This window comes from Paenibacillus sp. FSL F4-0100 (assembly GCF_037993005.1).
GTDB lineage: Bacteria > Bacillota > Bacilli > Paenibacillales > Paenibacillaceae > Paenibacillus_AQ.
In genome coordinates, this window is record NZ_CP150303.1 from 7,089,311 (window position 1) to 7,106,842 (window position 17,532).

General features: G+C 45.0%; 19 protein-coding genes. All 19 read right to left on the reverse strand.

Annotation, left to right across the window (positions count from 1 at the left end):
• Positions 1–24: 24 nt before the first annotated feature.
• The gene (locus tag MHH48_RS32250) at positions 25–2,931 is read right to left on the reverse strand and encodes an IPT/TIG domain-containing protein (protein ID WP_076324021.1); all 2,907 of its coding nucleotides are present in this window, start codon (positions 2,929–2,931) and stop codon (positions 25–27) included.
• 51 nt (positions 2,932–2,982) lie between these two features.
• The gene (locus tag MHH48_RS32255; RefSeq protein WP_076324020.1) at positions 2,983–3,348 is read right to left on the reverse strand and encodes a hypothetical protein; all 366 of its coding nucleotides are present in this window, start codon (positions 3,346–3,348) and stop codon (positions 2,983–2,985) included.
• Positions 3,345–3,665 carry a flagellar export chaperone FliS gene (gene fliS / locus MHH48_RS32260; protein ID WP_340390729.1) on the reverse strand — a complete coding sequence of 107 codons (321 nt, stop codon included), beginning with the start codon at positions 3,663–3,665 and terminating at the stop codon, positions 3,345–3,347. Before fliS ends, MHH48_RS32255 begins: the two co-directional genes overlap by 4 nt.
• Positions 3,666–3,742: 77 nt before the next feature.
• Entirely contained in the window at positions 3,743–4,093 is a 351-nt protein-coding gene (locus MHH48_RS32265) for a flagellar protein FlaG (protein ID WP_076324019.1), read from the reverse strand.
• An 18-nt stretch (positions 4,094–4,111) separates the two neighbouring features.
• The gene (gene fliD / locus MHH48_RS32270) at positions 4,112–5,047 is read right to left on the reverse strand and encodes a flagellar filament capping protein FliD (RefSeq protein WP_076324018.1); all 936 of its coding nucleotides are present in this window, start codon (positions 5,045–5,047) and stop codon (positions 4,112–4,114) included.
• 168 nt (positions 5,048–5,215) lie between these two features.
• Entirely contained in the window at positions 5,216–6,022 is an 807-nt protein-coding gene (locus MHH48_RS32275; RefSeq protein WP_076324017.1) for a flagellin, read from the reverse strand.
• Between the two features lie 110 nt (positions 6,023–6,132).
• Positions 6,133–6,357 (reverse strand): carbon storage regulator CsrA, encoded by a 225-nt coding sequence (gene csrA / locus MHH48_RS32280; RefSeq protein WP_076324016.1) that lies wholly within the window; start codon positions 6,355–6,357, stop codon positions 6,133–6,135.
• Positions 6,357–6,779, reverse strand: coding sequence for a flagellar assembly protein FliW (locus tag MHH48_RS32285; RefSeq protein ID WP_076324015.1), 423 nt, complete (start codon positions 6,777–6,779; stop codon positions 6,357–6,359). Before MHH48_RS32285 ends, csrA begins: the two co-directional genes overlap by 1 nt.
• 50 nt (positions 6,780–6,829) lie before the next feature.
• Complete coding sequence (locus MHH48_RS32290; RefSeq protein ID WP_076324014.1) at positions 6,830–7,396, reverse strand: DUF6470 family protein; 567 nt, start codon at positions 7,394–7,396, stop codon at positions 6,830–6,832.
• Positions 7,397–7,430: 34 nt separating this feature from the next.
• Positions 7,431–8,327 (reverse strand): flagellar hook-associated protein FlgL, encoded by an 897-nt coding sequence (flgL, locus tag MHH48_RS32295; protein ID WP_076324013.1) that lies wholly within the window; start codon positions 8,325–8,327, stop codon positions 7,431–7,433.
• A gap of 15 nt (positions 8,328–8,342) precedes the next feature.
• Positions 8,343–9,905, reverse strand: a complete 1,563-nt coding sequence (gene flgK, locus MHH48_RS32300; RefSeq protein WP_076324012.1) for a flagellar hook-associated protein FlgK — start codon at positions 9,903–9,905, stop codon at positions 8,343–8,345.
• A 26-nt stretch (positions 9,906–9,931) separates the two neighbouring features.
• Positions 9,932–10,432 carry a flagellar protein FlgN gene (locus MHH48_RS32305; protein WP_076324011.1) on the reverse strand — a complete coding sequence of 167 codons (501 nt, stop codon included), beginning with the start codon at positions 10,430–10,432 and terminating at the stop codon, positions 9,932–9,934.
• Positions 10,429–10,722, reverse strand: coding sequence for a flagellar biosynthesis anti-sigma factor FlgM (gene flgM, locus MHH48_RS32310; RefSeq protein ID WP_076324010.1), 294 nt, complete (start codon positions 10,720–10,722; stop codon positions 10,429–10,431). Before flgM ends, MHH48_RS32305 begins: the two co-directional genes overlap by 4 nt.
• Before the next feature lie 87 nt (positions 10,723–10,809).
• On the reverse strand, positions 10,810–11,220 hold the full coding sequence (locus tag MHH48_RS32315) for a TIGR03826 family flagellar region protein (protein WP_076324009.1): 411 nt from the start codon (positions 11,218–11,220) through the stop codon (positions 10,810–10,812).
• A gap of 113 nt (positions 11,221–11,333) precedes the next feature.
• Positions 11,334–11,957, reverse strand: a complete 624-nt coding sequence (locus MHH48_RS32320; protein WP_256720663.1) for a ComF family protein — start codon at positions 11,955–11,957, stop codon at positions 11,334–11,336.
• A 725-nt stretch (positions 11,958–12,682) separates the two neighbouring features.
• Positions 12,683–14,563, reverse strand: a complete 1,881-nt coding sequence (locus tag MHH48_RS32325; RefSeq protein ID WP_076324008.1) for a helicase-related protein — start codon at positions 14,561–14,563, stop codon at positions 12,683–12,685.
• 435 nt (positions 14,564–14,998) lie between these two features.
• The gene (locus MHH48_RS32330) at positions 14,999–15,421 is read right to left on the reverse strand and encodes a hypothetical protein (RefSeq protein WP_076324007.1); all 423 of its coding nucleotides are present in this window, start codon (positions 15,419–15,421) and stop codon (positions 14,999–15,001) included.
• Between the two features lie 221 nt (positions 15,422–15,642).
• On the reverse strand, positions 15,643–16,365 hold the full coding sequence (locus MHH48_RS32335; protein ID WP_076324006.1) for a response regulator transcription factor: 723 nt from the start codon (positions 16,363–16,365) through the stop codon (positions 15,643–15,645).
• A 4-nt stretch (positions 16,366–16,369) separates the two neighbouring features.
• Complete coding sequence (locus MHH48_RS32340; RefSeq protein WP_076324005.1) at positions 16,370–17,524, reverse strand: sensor histidine kinase; 1,155 nt, start codon at positions 17,522–17,524, stop codon at positions 16,370–16,372.
• Between the last annotated feature and the right edge of the window lie 8 nt (positions 17,525–17,532).

Here is a 17,532-nt window from a genome sequence, read left to right on the forward strand (position 1 = left end):
CTGATCTTCTTGTGGTGTACGTTATTAATTATAAGTATAAGTTACGGTATTGCTCTCGAGCGTGTCTGGATTTACAACCTTCACTAAAACTTCACCTGTGTTGCCGGTTGGAACTGTAACTCGGATTGTAGTCGAACTCGTGTATACGACAGTAGTCGCTTCTACAGATCCGAAATACACTTTTGGTTTATTCTTAAAGTTTGTTCCATAAATGTACACGACGTTGCCTGCTTTGCCTGTTACAGAAGAGAGACTAGTAATAACTGGAGCTGCTGCGACCGGAAGTTCAGTATAAGTAAATGCAAAGGTAGCTGATTGCCCACTCGACAAGCTCACAACTAATGGCACTTGTCCCACCGTTGAGCTAGCAGGCACTGTCACTCTTAAACTAGTTGAGTTAACATAAGCAGTGGTTGCATTGACACCATTAATACTTACGGCAGCGGATATATCGAAATTGTTGCCATTAACATAGATTGTCGCCCCGCCTGCACGGCTTGCACTTGCAGGAGAAATGCTAGTGATCTCAGGCAAGATTGGTAAGTACTCAAATCCGCCTGCCAATGTTTCCGTTCCGCCATCCTTATTCGTAACAGTAACATCAACAACTCCAGTCAATGCTGTCGCCGGGACTACTATTTTAAGCTGGCCCGAATTAATATATGTTACGCTAGCATTTATACCGCCGAGGGTTACAGTTGCGCCACCACTAAAATTCTCACCGTCGATATAAGCTATATAACCACCTTTGATGGATCCTTGCTTAGGGGTCACAGCTGTAATATGAGGTTCAGAGATGATCGGCATCGTATATTCATAGCCCTCTGGTAACAATGCAGCTTGATCATTATTCGATACTATAATATCAACCTTACCTGCCGTTGCAACAGCTGGTACAGTTAGGCGGAGGGTCGTTGAATTCACATAAGTCGCATTGACGTCATTTGTACCAAACGTAACTTTAGTCACGCCATTTACGAAATTGGTGCCATTAACATATACCGTATTCCCGCCTGTTATTAAACCAGTGTTCGGTGTTACTGATGTGATCGTAGGTGTCGGATATTCAATTGCGTTATAAGTATAGCTTTGTGGTTTTGTGTACACTGCTCCTTCAGCAGTACGAACGGAAACATCTACTGTTCCTGCTGCATCGCCTGCTGGAACAGTCACTCTCAATTGAGTTGCCGATATATAAGAGGTTGATGCATCTTTTGAACCAATAACAACTTTCATACCGTTTTTAAAGTTTTTACCGTTCACATAAATCGTATTTCCACCTGTTACCACACCATTGTCAGGTGAAATCGAAACGATTTCCGGATCTGTTGATGGAGGAGCATCATAGGTAAATCCTCCTGTCACAGTAACGGTAGTTCCATCCGGATTCGTAAGCGTAACGTCAACTGGACCTGCCTCTGCGCCAATCGGCGATTTGACAGAAATTTGATCGGGTCCATAGTAATAGAAGAGTGGAGCCGTTTTATCGCCAAATTTCACAGTCAGGCCACTCATGAAATACTGTCCCTTAATCGAAACGATCGTTCCACCTACAAGCGGTCCATTAGCGGGAGTTATAGAAGTAATAATCGGATCAGTCTTATATTGATATTGCGCTTTCGCAACTTGATTATCTGGGTTTGTTACACTTACATCTACCATCCCTTGCTTCCCTGCAGGCACGGTTGTCGTAATTTCAGTGCTGCTGACAAAAGCTACATTTGTAGCAGCAGTAGAGCCAAACTTCACTGTTGCTCCAGACACGAAATTTTGACCTGTAATGGTAACTGTCTCACCGCCATTCGGATGTCCGAAAGGTTCTGTTACAGCGGTTATTACTGGGGCTGGCAGTTTAACCGTAATATTAACGCTTTGAATGCTCTTCGTCCGGTTAGCTCCAGCATAATCTTTGTAAGTGATACTTGAGGTATTCAACGAAGCCGGGAAAGTGCCCGCTTTCATTTTATCGACTGGACGGATCTTGTACTTGAATGTTAATGCGCTATTTTTCAATTCATTGAATTTCCATGTCAATGTGTTGCCTGTCACCGTAGGTTTAGGAATATTATCCTCGAAGGATCCAGGTACAATCTCAAAATCGTTACCAACTATATCTGTCACAGTAACATCATAAGCGCTCGCCATGCCAATTTCTTTAACGATAGCTGCATAAATTTGGTTAAGTCCATTAGAACCAAGCACAAAGTGATGATGAGTTGCAGTTGTAGCCATATTTTTCATGAGGACGTTCGGAGCACTAGTAATAGGATCTTCGTTAGGATTCAGAAGAGCAATTGTATAGAATATAACCCCTGCATCCTTTGCAGCTTGTGCCCTCTGAAGCGCGTAATCAAACGGATCAGTGTTCTTCGGCGATTCTGTCGCCGCTCCATCCGTCATCAGTACAATTACCGGCTGAGCTTCTGTACGGTGGTCAGCCAGCAATGCGACCGCTGCATCGATCGCATTCCCTGTAGCGGTTCCTCCCCCAGAATTAATTGTATTAATGTAGGATTTGGCTGTATCTTTATCCACCGTGAATGGAAATGAACTTGCGGAGGAGGAGAAATCAACAACGGCTACTCTATGCTTAGTCATATCCATCAGATCGACGAACCCTTTCGCCGCTTCTTTAGCATTCGTCATTTTGTCTTCACCATTATTAGGGCCATACGTTGGGGCCATACTGCCCGATTTGTCAATAATAAGTACAACGTCATTAGGCATGACTACATTAGCAGGCGGAGTTCCTGTAATGTTGAGTGCAATTTCCGTTTCCTCTTGTGTTGTGATTTTTGTTGGATTTGCTGATTTGGTAACCGATACATAATCATTGATCGCAGCCTCCCCTTGTTGCGGAGCGGCGATTAATCCATATAACGCGAACCACACAGCGAAGATGATCGTGAAGCATTGTTTAAACTTCTTCATAGGCGTTTTCTCCTCTATTAAAAAAGTAATAGCAAACGGTTCGATGTTTACTTATTGCTGACTATCGATAAAGTACCCTACATGCTGCGTATATTCGCCAAGATAGGCACCTTTAGACTTTCGACTCTCATTTATTCGGTTTAGTTCCATTCTCGCTGCCTGTCGTTTCTGCGCGAAGGCTTCATTATTCGTCTTCTCTAATTCAATGCATTCCAGTAGAATGCTCCTATCCGACTCCGTATATGAGAAGCCATTCATTTGAGACAACTGATCGATCTTCTCTCTTAGTTGGGCTTGATCATATTGAAGAGAATGAAGCGATTCATAGTCCGCTTCATTCTCTAGATCCAAATCGCTTATCGCTCGAGTTATGTCCCTTAATTCCAATAACAAATTCTCCGAGGCACTCGATTTCATTGAACTCCCACCTGCTCGCCATTCGAAATTAATTTCAGAGCTTCAGCCCAAGTATCTCGAAGCTCGGTAAGAAGTTGGATGCAATCCTCTGCCGTTTTAACGTCAAGCTTGACATTCGCTTCGAATAGTTTCTCATTGATATAGGTGTATAAGCTGTACAACTGCTTCGATACTTCATACTCCATGTTTAGAGTCGATTGAAGTTCGTCTATAATGTTTTGCGCTTTCACGAAATTCAAGTGTTTCCCTTCCATATCATGAATCTCTATACTCTGAACAGCCAACTTTAAATACTTTATACAACCGGTATAGAGCATTAATGTGAGTTGACCCGGCGACGAAGTTTGAATTTTCGTATGCAGATAGTTGTATTGTGCCTGTAAGTTAATTTTTCTCACCTTTTTTCGTCAATGATTGCCCCAACTGAAAGCTCCTTCAACTTCTCAACAAGATCGATAAACTTCTCAGAAGGTATTTCGTGAATGACCTCTTTGTTCTTGTCCAAGATTTGAACAATTACTTGATTCGTGCTTTCATGCACTTTGAATTGAAACGAGTGTTCGGTACCTTGAGCTGCCCGGTTTGCTTTGTCAATCGCATTAACGAGGGCTTGCTCACTAACCGATAATATGGAATTCTTGCTCTTTAACTTCAACTCTTGATATTCTCCACTAACACGAACAATTGGAACAGTTTCTTTTATCTTTGATGACTGAACTGGCTGCGCATGAGTTGTTATCTCCATTCCCTCACAGCCTTCCTTTTATGCAAATTGTTGTGATAACCAACTAGACTGAGCATTGCTTTGTGATATCGCCTTTTCCATTGCAGCGAACATTTGATAGTAGCGATCTTCACGTTTATTAAGTTGTTCGTTTTTAAACTCGACTTTGTTATCAATTTTGTTCATTTGATAAATCAATCCCATGCTAGTTACATTACCACCGCTTATCTTCCTCGTAACAGAGGCGACCGCTGTGTTCATTGCATCATATGCACGTTGAAATATCCCTTTTCCTTGAGGATCAGTACCTTGTGCCGAGAACAGAGAAATAACCGCTTCCGGGTTCTTCTCTATCGCTTCGCGCAGTTTGTTTTCGTCTAGGATTAGCTTGCTATTCGTTTCTGATGATGCACCAACAATGTACTTAGGCGTTGTAATTCCGATCTCACCCAATGTATCAAATTCGGGATCAACTCCCGATACTACCGCCGAAGTCAGACCTTTCAAAGCGCTTAACGCACTTTTCAAAGCATCATCGTTACGCAGGATCCCGCTCTTTGCTTTGGTTTCCCAGTTTTTAATATCCGTTTCGCTTAACGCCGCCTTCTCTTCGGAAGTGAGCGGTTGAAAACCACGGTTCACTTTTTCTGTCAATGCCCCGCTAATGGATGAAATCGTGTCGTTATATTTGCTTACAAAGTCTTTGGCCTTGGCAATGATCTCATCCGTACTTAAACGTACTGTGTTGCCATTTCCGTCAGATTTATTCCATCCGCCAGAAAACCGCAAAGAAGATACCGATTCGCGCAAGGTAGAGAACTTTAAATTGAAGCTGGTATAACTCTCGACCTTCCACTCCATCGTCTGCTTCTTCTGTAATAGTTTGTTAACAGGGATTCGTTCAGCCTTCATGAGCTCTTTAATCATTGAATCGGTGTCTAGTCCTGAAGCTATTCCGCTTAGTCGTATTGGCATATGGATACCCCCTCTTGTTTATTGAATTGACCTCTAACTCTATATATCGAATGAACATACTATAAAATTTAGATTTGCATAAAATATATCTGTTCTATTTATGTTCAGCCTCTTACAGAAAAAGAGGTCCACAAATCTCGTGGACCTCTTCCGGTATCAAGCAGAATCTTAACGAAGCAATTGCAGTACGCCTTGCGGTGCTTGATTCGCTTGTGCCAGCATTGCCGTGGAAGCTTGTTGCAGGATGTTGAATTTCGTATACTTCATCATCTCTGCAGCCATATCCGTATCACGAACACGCGATTCTGCAGCTTGCAGGTTCTCGGCATTAACGCTTGTGTTGTTGAATGCATGCTCCAGACGGTTCTGGTAAGCCCCCAGCGTGGAACGAGCTGTGTTAACTGCTGTGATCGCAGCATCTACTACTCCACGTTCAGTTGCACCAGACGCTTGGTCAGTAATGGCACCGAATTGAAGGGCAGTAAGGTCAATACCAGACAAATCAAGAACGATTGCATCTGCGTCACTGCCAGCGCTTTGAATTGTAACATTACCAGCAGATCCGTCAAGCAGAGTAATTCCGTTGAACGAGAAGTTCGTCGCATTGCGTCCGATCTCTTCGCCTAATGCTGCGTACTCGAGTTGAATAGCTGCGATATCATCGGCGCTATACGTTCCGTTGGACGCTTGAGTAGCAAGTTCCTTCATACGAGTCAGCATGTCGGAAACCTCGTTCATCGCACCCTCAGCCGCTTGAACCATCGAAATACCGTCTTGCGTATTACGCATACCTTGATTCATGCCTTTGATTTGCGAGCGCATTGTTTCAGAAATCGAAAGACCTGCAGCGTCGTCAGCAGCACGGTTAATGCGGAAACCGGAAGACAATTTTTCACTGGACTTACCTTGTTGAATGTTGTTGAAGGACAGGTTGCGGTGAGAGTTCATCGCGTTAAGATTGTGGTTGATAATCATTGATTATTCCTCCTTGAAATATGGATTTCACATCCTTGTGAATTGGGCTTTTTGCCCTATAATATATATCGGAGCTATCTTAGGATTATTTATAGCAAACTTCAGATTTTTTATTGTTTTTTTATTGTTTTTAGTAAATTTACGTTCTTCACAGTTGCACTGGCTTCTAAATTGGTAGCCTGGACCTCTTCAGCAAGCTCTTTTCTCAAAATAGAGACATCCGCTGGCGCGCTGATCCCTAACTTTACGCTTTCTCCATCAATGGAGGAGACAAAAATTTCAATCTCATTGTTTATTAAAATGGTTTGCCCACGCTTTCGGGAAAGTACCAGCATTATTCTTCTCCCCCTTGTCCTTGATCATCCGCGAACAATGGACTGTTCGTCTTGTACGCTGTTTGTTCATGAAATACATGCTGTAAACCGACTTTTCTGGAAACATTAATAATGAGAGGAGCCAATAGATTTATTGTAGACGCTTGCTGGGGATCCCGGATAGTGACAATAGATAACACTAAAATTTCTTCAGGTCTTTCTGTATTCAATCTTTTCTTTAACAAATCACTTAACTGTAATTCATAGTTTTTATACCATTGAAATGGGGGCGTGACAAGAAAAGATAATTCCGGATTTTCAATGCTATTTAAATAGGCAAACGGCGTTTCTTCTACTGCTTCCATGACAAAAGTGTCCAATTCATCAAACCCTAGAATGCTTCCTTGGAAGGAAACTTGAATCCCGTTAAACTGACTAAGCATTTGATCGCCTCCTATAAAAAAAGCTACAGCCTATAAGCTATAGCTTTATTTTAACTATAAAAGTCATACTCATTCACCCACATACTCAGTGAATTTTTGTTTCTCATATAAATATTAGCAACAGCCGCTTCAAAGGATGCTTGGGGACGTTGCGGCGTATATTCAATTTGCGTAACTTGATCGCTCCATTGAACATCCAGTTCAGTTGGAGCGTAATGAACATCAACATTGGCAACAGAAGCTTGCCCATTATACTCAATGGTTGACTTCTCCTGGATTCGGTCTGCCATCATATCAGCAATCTTACTTCCCGGTTTTGTAAATTGGGCTAATCGGTTCCCTTCCTCCACAATTCGTGACACGTTGGTAAGGTGCTCCTGATCCATCTGACTAAATACCATATTGCACCAGTCCAAATGATTCCCTTTCCCTAAAGCCATCCAGGCTTTTGAACTATCAACCGTCAACTTCGCTGGAGTTCGTTGAATGTCCATTTTTGCCGTTTCAGTCTCGATCTTCAAATCGCCGGGGGGAGACTCGATACTTAACTTCGCTTTACTCGTCTCTATACCGATGGAAGCATAGGTTTGGCGAATTGAAAGCCTTAATAAATCCATCTGCCTACCCCCGTTTCTCTATATAATAATATTATTACCGAAGATAGTCTAGCAAGCTTATCTGCATGATCTTCGCGCTAGTTGCTAGTGATGCTTGATACACGCTTTCATCTTGCTTAAGCTTCATAATTGTTTCAGCGTAATCAGCATCTTCTACCTTTGCTTGCATAGCGGTTAGATTTATCTCCAGATCGCCTAATCGATTGAAGATAAGGTCCACCCTGTTTGTCTTGGCTCCAATCTCTGCTCTCGCCTCATTAATCTTTGATAAGCGACTGGATAAGTTATCCAATTCTGTTCGAGCGGCAGCTTTATCATCGATAGTTAATGCAGCTTGAACTCTATTCAGAATACTGAATAGATTATCTGGGTCTGATGGTTCCCCAAATACATTTTGACCTGTAACGTTAATATTTAAGGTTGCCCCTTCTGTAAACTTATATGTGATTCCATGAAGATCTGTACCCTGAGTAGGTGCTAGAACTTTGTCGTATGGAGCTTGATCAGTTAACTGGCCATTAAAGATATACTTATCGTTAAATTTACTATTGCCTAATGAAATGAGTTGCTCGTAAATTTGTTTCAGTTCAATGTTAATTGCATCTAATCCCTCTTGGGGATTAGTTCCATTGACAGCATTAACAATTAATTCATTGGCCCTTTGAGAAATCTCATTGACTTGACCTATCACCGTATCTGTATATTCCAGCCATGAAAGCGCCGTGTCCGCATTTTTCTGATATTGATCATTAAACGAAAGCTCGCTCCGATATCTTAATGAATATGTAATCCCGACAGGATCATCAGACGGCTTATTTAGCTTCATGCCTGTCGAAAGCACATTCATATTGCCGTCCATTCTCACTAAATTCGTATTAATATTTCGGATCATTTGCAAGTTCATCATACCTGGTGTAACGCGTAAAGCCATGAACTATCGCCTCCTCTATCTACCTACAATTCCCATGCTGTTGATGATTTTATCCAGATTTTGATCCACAGTGGTCATAAAACGGGAAGCAGCTCCATATGAATGTTGCAATTTGATCAAATTCGACATCTCTTCATCTAAAGAAACTCCGCTTACAGATTGTCTTCTGGAATCAACCTGATCAACAAGTAGCTGGTTATTATCTTGTTGTCTTAAAGCTTCTCGGCTTTGAACGCCTAACTGCCCCATAACAGCACGGTAATAATCGTCTACTGTACCTGTTGTTATTCCATTGTTACTTGCTATGGCGTTAAATGTAAACGGCCGTTCTCTAAGCTGAGACATCAATAAAGCAAGCGTATTATTTCCTTTCACTACTTCATCACCATTAGTACCAGCTACAACTCGCAGTGAGGAAGCAATTTTATTAGGATCCTGGACAATGGCGTTATTAACACTAAATGTGGCCGCCGTTATAGGCCCACCACCCTTCGAGCTAAAGAAGTCTCCCGCAGCCTGAGCGGGTGAAGTAAATAGATACCCAAGTTTATGAAGCCCATTTAAACCTTTGACAGTTACTGTCGTATCCGCAGTTAACGTTCTTGTGGTTCCGCTATAGGTTACTCCATTTAACACTGTTCCTTCAGGAAGTACCGAACCTGCCGGAATTGTAATGCTTACATCCCCGTTAGCTATCGTATTGGCCAACTCGTTTAATTGGTCCAAGTAATCCTTCACGATGCCATCCCTGGATTTAATGATACCAAAGAGTTCCCCACTATTTAGCCCATTGCTTGCATAGGCCGTCTCTAGTTGAGCAGGAGTAACAGGGACAGCAGCGTCTCCGGCGACTAATTCAAGCCCGCCCACAGTAACACGATAGCCTGTTTCTTCTTCCACCACAGTTACATTAGCCATACGGGATAATTCATCAATGATGAGATCGCGTTGATCCCTAAGATCATTGGCGTTATCACGAAAACCTTCAATGCGGTTAATCTCATAATTCAGCTGCGCCACTTGAGTTGTCAGTGTATTAATATGATCTGCGTTTACGTTAATCCCCTGAGTCAAATCAGCCTGCATATCCGTTATTTTTTTACTGGTTTCGTTAAAGGCCTCTGCCATCGCTAAAGCATTTTCCCTAACAATTTTTCTTGAAGTTACGTTCTCAGGGTCTTTACTGAATTCAGACCAAGCTTTCCAAAAGTTATCAATAACCGTTGTTAAACCGGATTCAGAGGGTTCGTTGAAAATGGTTTCCAGTTTAGAAAGTGTTCCTGCTTGTACTTCCCAATCACCAAGAGAGCGATTTGCGTTCCAGTATTGTTGGTCCAAAAACTGATCTCTTACACGTTTGATATAATTAACTTCAACACCTGTGCCCAACTGGCCAGGAGATATTGAATTATACATTCCTGGCATAGCCAGCGGACGTGAAGCGATCAAACCTACAACTTGCCGTGAATAACCAGGAGTGCTAGCATTTGCTATGTTATGTCCGGTAGTGTTCATACCTGCCATCTGAGCGAAAAGGCTGCGCTTCGCGGTTTCAATCCCGTGAAATGTAGATACCATGTGTTCTCTCCTTAATAAGTGCCACGCTACGCTTTGGCATCAAAAAAATTGTTTTTATTCGAAAGAGCTGGTGGAGTGTCCGTAGGTTTCTTATAGATCATTTCCTCATCCACACCGACAATTATATTTAAAGAGAAGTCAATAAAATGCAGAGACTGCTCAAGCAACTGGGTCGTTAATTCATTCTGCTTTTTTAACATCACGGCGTTGCTCAGCAAGCTATCACGGATTTGCATAAGCTCTTGCTTTTCGTTCGAATCAAATACAAGTCGCGATAACTCGGTTACGCTTAGATTTAATTGGGAGCGGATCCCTTTTTCTTGCAAGAAAAAATTCACTTGCTCCACGCGTTGTTGTTCCAGTTCGTTCATCTGTCTTAACAAACGATTTTCAATCGTCATCAGGCGAGTCAAGTTCGTCGAATCATTATCAATGATTGCTTGTTGCTTCTCTTTACCGACGTCTATCATCTCAAGATGGACATCATTTAACTTTGACATTGCTTGAATGACACTGTGTACACTCACTTGGTTTCACCCGATTTATTGTAGGATTGGAAATATGGAAGCAATTTGTCTGCTAAACGATCAACAGGCACTTCATACGTGCCGTTGGCTACAGATTCCTTCAAGCGTTGAATTTTCTCAGCGCGTTCCGGATCCTGCACTTTACTCTGTGCACTCAGTTCCATCGCCTCCGGGGAGATTGATACTTCATCCTTGCGGCGCTTCTTATCGATGTGCTGCATCTCCCGAGATTCAATATTCCGTTGATACGAATTGATGCCGTTCACACGTCCCGATTCGTTAATCTTCACGCCCTATTCACCTCACTTAAAATAAAAAACCGATAAGCTTTACTAAGTTTATCGGTCGGATATGAAACATTGTTAATAGTTCAAAAGTTAGTATTTGCGCAGTTTATCGACTGCACTGTAAGTCTCTCTGTCTTTTCCGGACCCAGGCTGATGTTCCTGGTTGCCAGCAGCAGCCTGCCTTAACTCCCTCGTTAATCGCGTCCGGCAGGACTCGCACATATTGCTCTCGCGAATCAACGTTCCGCATACTTCACAAGGATACGCCAGGTTTGGCGCGTTCGCAATCGAGATCCGGCCTTCCTTGATAAACTTCGTAATTTGCCGCACAGATACTTCCGTAGCCTCAGATACCTCATGAATCGTTGCACCTTTTTGCTCACGAAGGAAGGTTGCGCATTTCTCATATTCCTTCTCAATAACCTTCATGCAATCAGGACATAATTCCCGAATATTAACCGTATATAACTTGCCGCACCGAGGGCAATTCCCCAGATTCATGCTCAACAACCTCCATGCCACATAGAACCTTTAATACCCCTAGATTACATTATCTTAGGCCTTACGTCTATCATTAGGTAACAGAATCCACACATTTTTCCTATTTTAATCATTTACGAACGAGCCCAGGTTAAACTATAGATCTCGATGGGCATTTCTACAGTGGATTCATATCTCCGCAAAACCTGAGCACAAGCGTTAATCGTACTCCCGGTTGTGTAGATATCATCTACCAATAATATACGGAAAGGTCCTTTGATCCGTGATGTCCCCACTTGAGATCGAGTATGCTCTACGGCCTGCCTGCTTATGGACCACAGTACATCGGGTGCATCCTGCAACGCACCAAAAACACCCTCCATATCCTTTAGCCGATCCATCCGGCTCTTGAAACTCTGTTTATCCGTGTGACGTCTACGTTCCAGCAGCCGAACACAAGGCGCCTTTATTCTAAGCGCAAGCCCCTGTGCGAGCACCTCCGCTTGATTGAACCCCCTTTCCTGAAGCCTTTCCTCACTGACCGGAACCGAAGTGACGGCATGTATACTCCATGGTATGTTGCCAGAATTCCGTGACCCCTTATTGCCCAAATGGATGTTCGCTTCCCGATGGAGCAGCGTGTATACCCGTAACATCATTTCTATCAAAAGAGGAGCGTAACGCTCATTCCCCCTATATTTATACTGGGCCAACCACTCTCTCATCTGCGTATCATAGGTTACCGCACTCCGATTCAAAATAAAGCTCCGCTCGTTCATGCCTGATCGAATACAGTCGGGACAGCCGATTCCCCGCCCGCATCGCCAACATTTGGGTTTCATGATCCAGGGGATATTCCGATAACAGGTACGGCATATTCCCGGAAGTTCCCGGGTGAATGAACCTATTTTTCCACAAGTGAGGCAGGTTTCGTCAATCGGTTTGAGCAAACGCTGCATATGCCCGAGCAAATGGCTAAAGACATTTGATATCAAATATGCTCCTTCCTTTCTAAGAGAGATAGATAAAGAACACCAATAAACCAGATAAAAAAAGTACACAGCTAACAGCGCGTGCATATCGCCACACCCATTGCCGCGATTGCCGATATATGCCTGGTAGTATTTTTCTCAACTAAATTGAAAGTGTTAAAATGATACCTGATTGAATAATTACATACGTCTTAGATAGAAACTCATGTCCCGATGAAACCCAATCACCCAAAACTCTCAAAGCTGAGCATCCAGTTGATTTCCAATTCCATTACTACATTTTCCTGACTTATCACTGTTCCTTCTATCATATCTATCAATCGTTTGTTAAAGATGAGTTATATGAAGAATTATGAGGATCCATGAGGATCCATGAGGTTTCATGAACTATGAGCTATGAGAGCCATGGGAGTAAATGAGAGCTATGAGAGTCTAAGAAAGCTAACACTAAATATCATGTTTAACTCAATCCCCTAGTCATTCGATAATTCCTAAACTGGCCGTAAATACCCGCCTTTACGTGCGATTCGGTTCATCGCCTTGATTTGCCGGACTGCCGAGCTTTGGCTCCGAGTCCATTGGGGCGCAGCAAATGCCACCCGTCCTGCCGGATCATCCTTGGATCGGCCCGCGCGGCCGGCCATTTGAATCAATGCAGCTTCGTCAAAAAGCTCACTGTCCGCATCTAAAATAAACACGTCACTTTTCGGAACCGTTACCCCTCGTTCAAGAATGGTCGTTGTCACAAGCAAGCGAATCTCACGGTTTCGAAAGGACATCACTTTGCTTGCCCGTTCCGGATCGATGGATGAAGTCCCTTCAATCGGCATATTGGCAATGGCCTTGCGAAGCAGCTCCAAAATAGGATCAATATGCTTGATGCGGGAAACAAACAGGAACACTTGAGCACCACGGGAAAGAGATGCGCTCAAACTACGAACCAAGAGTGGGGGAAGCTTTTTTTCCTGTAGGCAGCGGTTCACCGTCGAGATTTTCAGCTTTTGCGGCACGGGTAATGGATGACCGTGGAAGCGTGCTGGGACTTTGGCATGCGGCAATCGTCCTGCAGCTGCCTCACGCTGTAAAGGCGTTGGTGGAGTGGCTGACAGATAGATATACTTCCCCCCTGATTTGCAAGCTCCTTTGGCCGCGTGATCCAGCATCGGATCATTATGATAAGGGAACGCATCAATCTCATCGATCACGACCAGGTCAAAAGCTCCCCTGAAACGCAGCAGCTGATGGGTCGTTGCCAGCGTGATGCTCCCCTGCTTCCATCGGTCCGGACTTCCCCCGTATAACGTGGCCACCGTCTGATCCGGAAAAGCCTTGGATAAACGTGGTGCCAGCTCCAGCACCACGTCCCGTCTTGGCGCGGCAACCAGCACGCGCCCACCCGCGTCCAGAATAGACTGCAGCAGCGGAAAGATCATTTCGGTCTTTCCGGCGCCGGTCACCGCCCAGATGAGAAACCGGGCGGGCCCCGCGGAGCCCCCTGCGGGCGGCTCCGCCAAAAACCGCAGCGCAGCGCCAGCGGCGGCGCTTTGCGCTGCGCTAAGTCCCCACCGGCCCAAAGCCGCGGTGGGGGAACCCCCGGCCAGGCCCCGCACGGCCGACCCTGCTGCGCCATGCAGCAGCAGGGCACAGGCGCGGCTGCGCCCCATCGCGAGGCAGGCCTCGCAATAGGCGCAAGCCGCCGAGCCGCACGCGGCGCATGCCGTGCGGCTTCGGGCCTCGCTGCCGCATCGCCGGCAGCGGAGGGCCATGGCCCGGCGGCGCAGCCAGCCGGGCGCACCCTGCGGAGCGGGCTGTGCCAGCCCCGCTTCCACACGCAGGCGGCCCAGCAGGACGCCGAGCTGGGCCGCAGAGCGCCAGTCGCCGATGTTCCCGGCGACCTCCGCCAACAAGGCCTCGACCTCGCCGGCAAGCAAGGCTCGTCCTGCCATGCACTGAATCAACAGCTCCGCCTGCTGCATCAACAATGCCCAATCCTCAACCACATACCTCTTTCCGATAAAGGAATTTACATACGATCCGTCCAACTGCTGAATCTCCGTAAACAAAATACTCCATTGCGATTTGCTTCCTTCAGGCTCTTGTAGTAAGAACGAACTTAAGCTCTGGTACAAATATTTCTGCCATTCCGATTTCCCCCATTGATCCATGTCTTGGTTGGATCGAAAACTCTCTTGAATGACAATGGCCCACCCTAATGGAACTTGTGTTGATAACAGCACCAATGAGCGTACGCTGGCTTTCTCATCCGTCCATCGTTTCACTCCATACCACCATTGAAAATCCACCCGCATATCCAGCGAGAGACAACACTTCCATTTCTCTGATGTTCGAATGGCATATATGGCAATCTTCATTGACATCAACTCCAATATCGAGACATATAAGCTGGTAAAAGGCCAAGTGCTGGTACGTTATTAAGAAACACATGTTTCAAGATTTCATATCTACGGTTTACCAGTTTCATGCCGAGACTATTACATTATGAAATAGATCCTTCTCACGCTGCCCTATGTCGAAATCTGTCACCCTCCTCCTTTAACTGCCCTATTCCCACTTCTCCTAGTCGGGTACAAGTACCGCTACGAGGGACAGAGAATCACATGGAAACAAAATCGAGTTGAATGCAGGAGATTCAGCTATAGACGAAGCAAGAACAAACACGTTTTGATATTGGATAGGCTCTTCTCCCCAGAAACGCAAAAAACACACCCTTCGCTTACGCTAGGAGTGTGCTTCACGCCTTTAACAATATGAATACGAACCTGGTAACCAAAACAACTTGCTGATGTTTATCCCTGTACATATGGAATCCGAACAGCCTCCATCGGGTTTCTTAGATCGATCCGTATCACTTCTTCTTCATTCGGACCGGCACCCATTTCCCGTGATGCCGAGTCATCGGACTTCCAAGTCCCATATACCAGTTCGATTCCGGACAAATGAATCAATCTCTGGACAATCTTCAGCGTATCATCGTACGACTGATCATCAAGGACGGTGACACGCACGCGCGTCCCGCTCAGCAGGGCATACCATGAAAGGGCTCTCAAATACCATTCCACCTGCCGCTCATGGTTGGACGTGATCAGCACATAATGCCTGCGCCGCCCCGTGCCTTCACCAGCTCTTCTAAGATGACGGGCATGCACGATATGAATCAGAGCAACAGCAATCCCGTACACCGCGAGTATCCACAGCAATTGGGCAACCATGAGACTCACCTCCTTCTCTTATCAACAATATATGCTGATCAGGAGGGTACGGTGACAGTTATGTAACCAGAGCCCACACAGAACTTAATGGGAACGGCTCAAGCACCATAAGAACAACGCCTATCGTGTTACTTCAACCCTATAAATCATCATAACAAAAAGGAACCGCCCTTGGCAGTTCCCTCCCTATGTAAGACGCGTCCGTGCATTCGGATCGGCGATTACAACGTCACCCAGCCATATTTAATCGAGTTGATAACCGCTTGTGTACGGTCGTCCACTTCCATCTTCTGCAAAATGCTGCTGACGTGGTTTTTTACAGTTTTTTCACTAATGAACAGGTATTCCCCTATCATCTTGTTGCTCTTGCCTTCGGCCATTAGTCTAAGCACTTCCGCTTCGCGCCTTGTCAATGGGTTATTCTCCCCTGCCACAAACTTGACTCCAGCCTCACGCGAACCGCCCTCAGCCATAGCGCCTGCTTCGTTTACATAAGTCATTCGGCGGAGCTGTTGAATGAGCTTACCCGTAACTTTCGGATGGATAAATGCATATCCCTCATGTACCGAACGAATCGCATTAATCAGTGACTCGGCTTCCATATCCTTCAGGAGGTAACCGTTTGCTCCCTTACGGAGCGTTTCAAAAACATAACTTTCATCGTCATGAATCGACAGAATGATAACTTTGATCTCAGGAAACATTTCACGTAGTTTCTCAGTTGCTTGAACGCCATTTTCGGTGGGCATGTTGATATCCATCAGCACGATATCCGGCTTCACTTCGTTACAGAACTCAAGCACTTGAATTCCATCGCCGCATTCTCCGATAACGTCAATGTCGTCCTCCATATTCAGTATACGCTTCAGACCCTCCCTAAACAGCTGGTGGTCATCCGCTAATAATACTTTAATAATCGCGTTCTCTTTCTCCAAATGTTCCATCCGATTACTCCTTTCTCTTTTCTACGTTCGTCGGGATATGAATCACGATCTTCGTTCCTTGATTCTCAGCTGAATCGATCTCCATTCTCCCTTCGAGCAGCTCAACCCTCTCCCGCATGCCAATTAACCCAAAGTGGTCCTTGCTTTTCTGCTCCAGCAAATCGACATTGAATCCCAGGCCATTGTCCTGTACAACGATTTTGACCAATTGCGCCTGGTACGTGATTTCAACAAGCACATAAGTCGGGTAAGCATGTTTTGCAGCATTCGAAAGTGCTTCCTGCACCAACCGGTAGATGGCCGCCTCCATCGCAGAAGAGAGACGATGCTCTTTTCCCCGTGTCTCGAAGATCGTGCGGATTTTCGATTTCTCTTCATAATCATGCACGTATTTACGCAGTGTGGGGATTAATCCTAGATCATCGAGTGCCATTGGACGCAGATTGAAAATGACTTTTCGCATTTCCTCCAAGCTCGATCGAACCTGGCCCTTCAAATCTACTATTTCGTCCTGCACCATCTTAAATTCCTGCTTTGCGAGCATTCTTTCTACAATTTCCGTCCTAAGAACCAGATTCGCCAGCAATTGTGCAGGTCCATCATGAATCTCTCTGGAGATGCGCTTCCGTTCTTCTTCCTGCGCCAAAATAATTTTGAGACCAATGACCTGTCTGTTTTTGGCAGATTCGATGATTCGGGATACCTGACCCAGCTCTCCGGACAAGTATTCCAATACCACGCCCATCTGAGATCCGATCGATTCTGCACGCTCCACGGAGTTCTCGACATTACGAACCCGCTTCTGCAGCTCATCTCGTCTTGCCTTCAGATACATTTCCTTCTCCCGGTAGATCATGAGGTCAAGCTGTAGCTGGGTTGCTTTCTCATACGCCTGCTTGATGTCCTCTTCCTTGTACCGGACAAAATCCCGGCTGACCTCGGTCAACCGGATCCGGGAACGGCGGTAGTTCAGCTCCAGCTGATCTACCTTCTCTAAGGTTTCCGTCGTTTCTTTTAATGTCCGCTGCAGTTCATGATTGAGAGACGTGAGCTCTTGCCGCGACGCCTCCAATATTTCGAACATTTGGTATTTGCTGTCCTCCATCACTTTGATGGCATTTTTTATGACACGGTCGATGGCATCGGCTTGATAATCCACGCACTCTA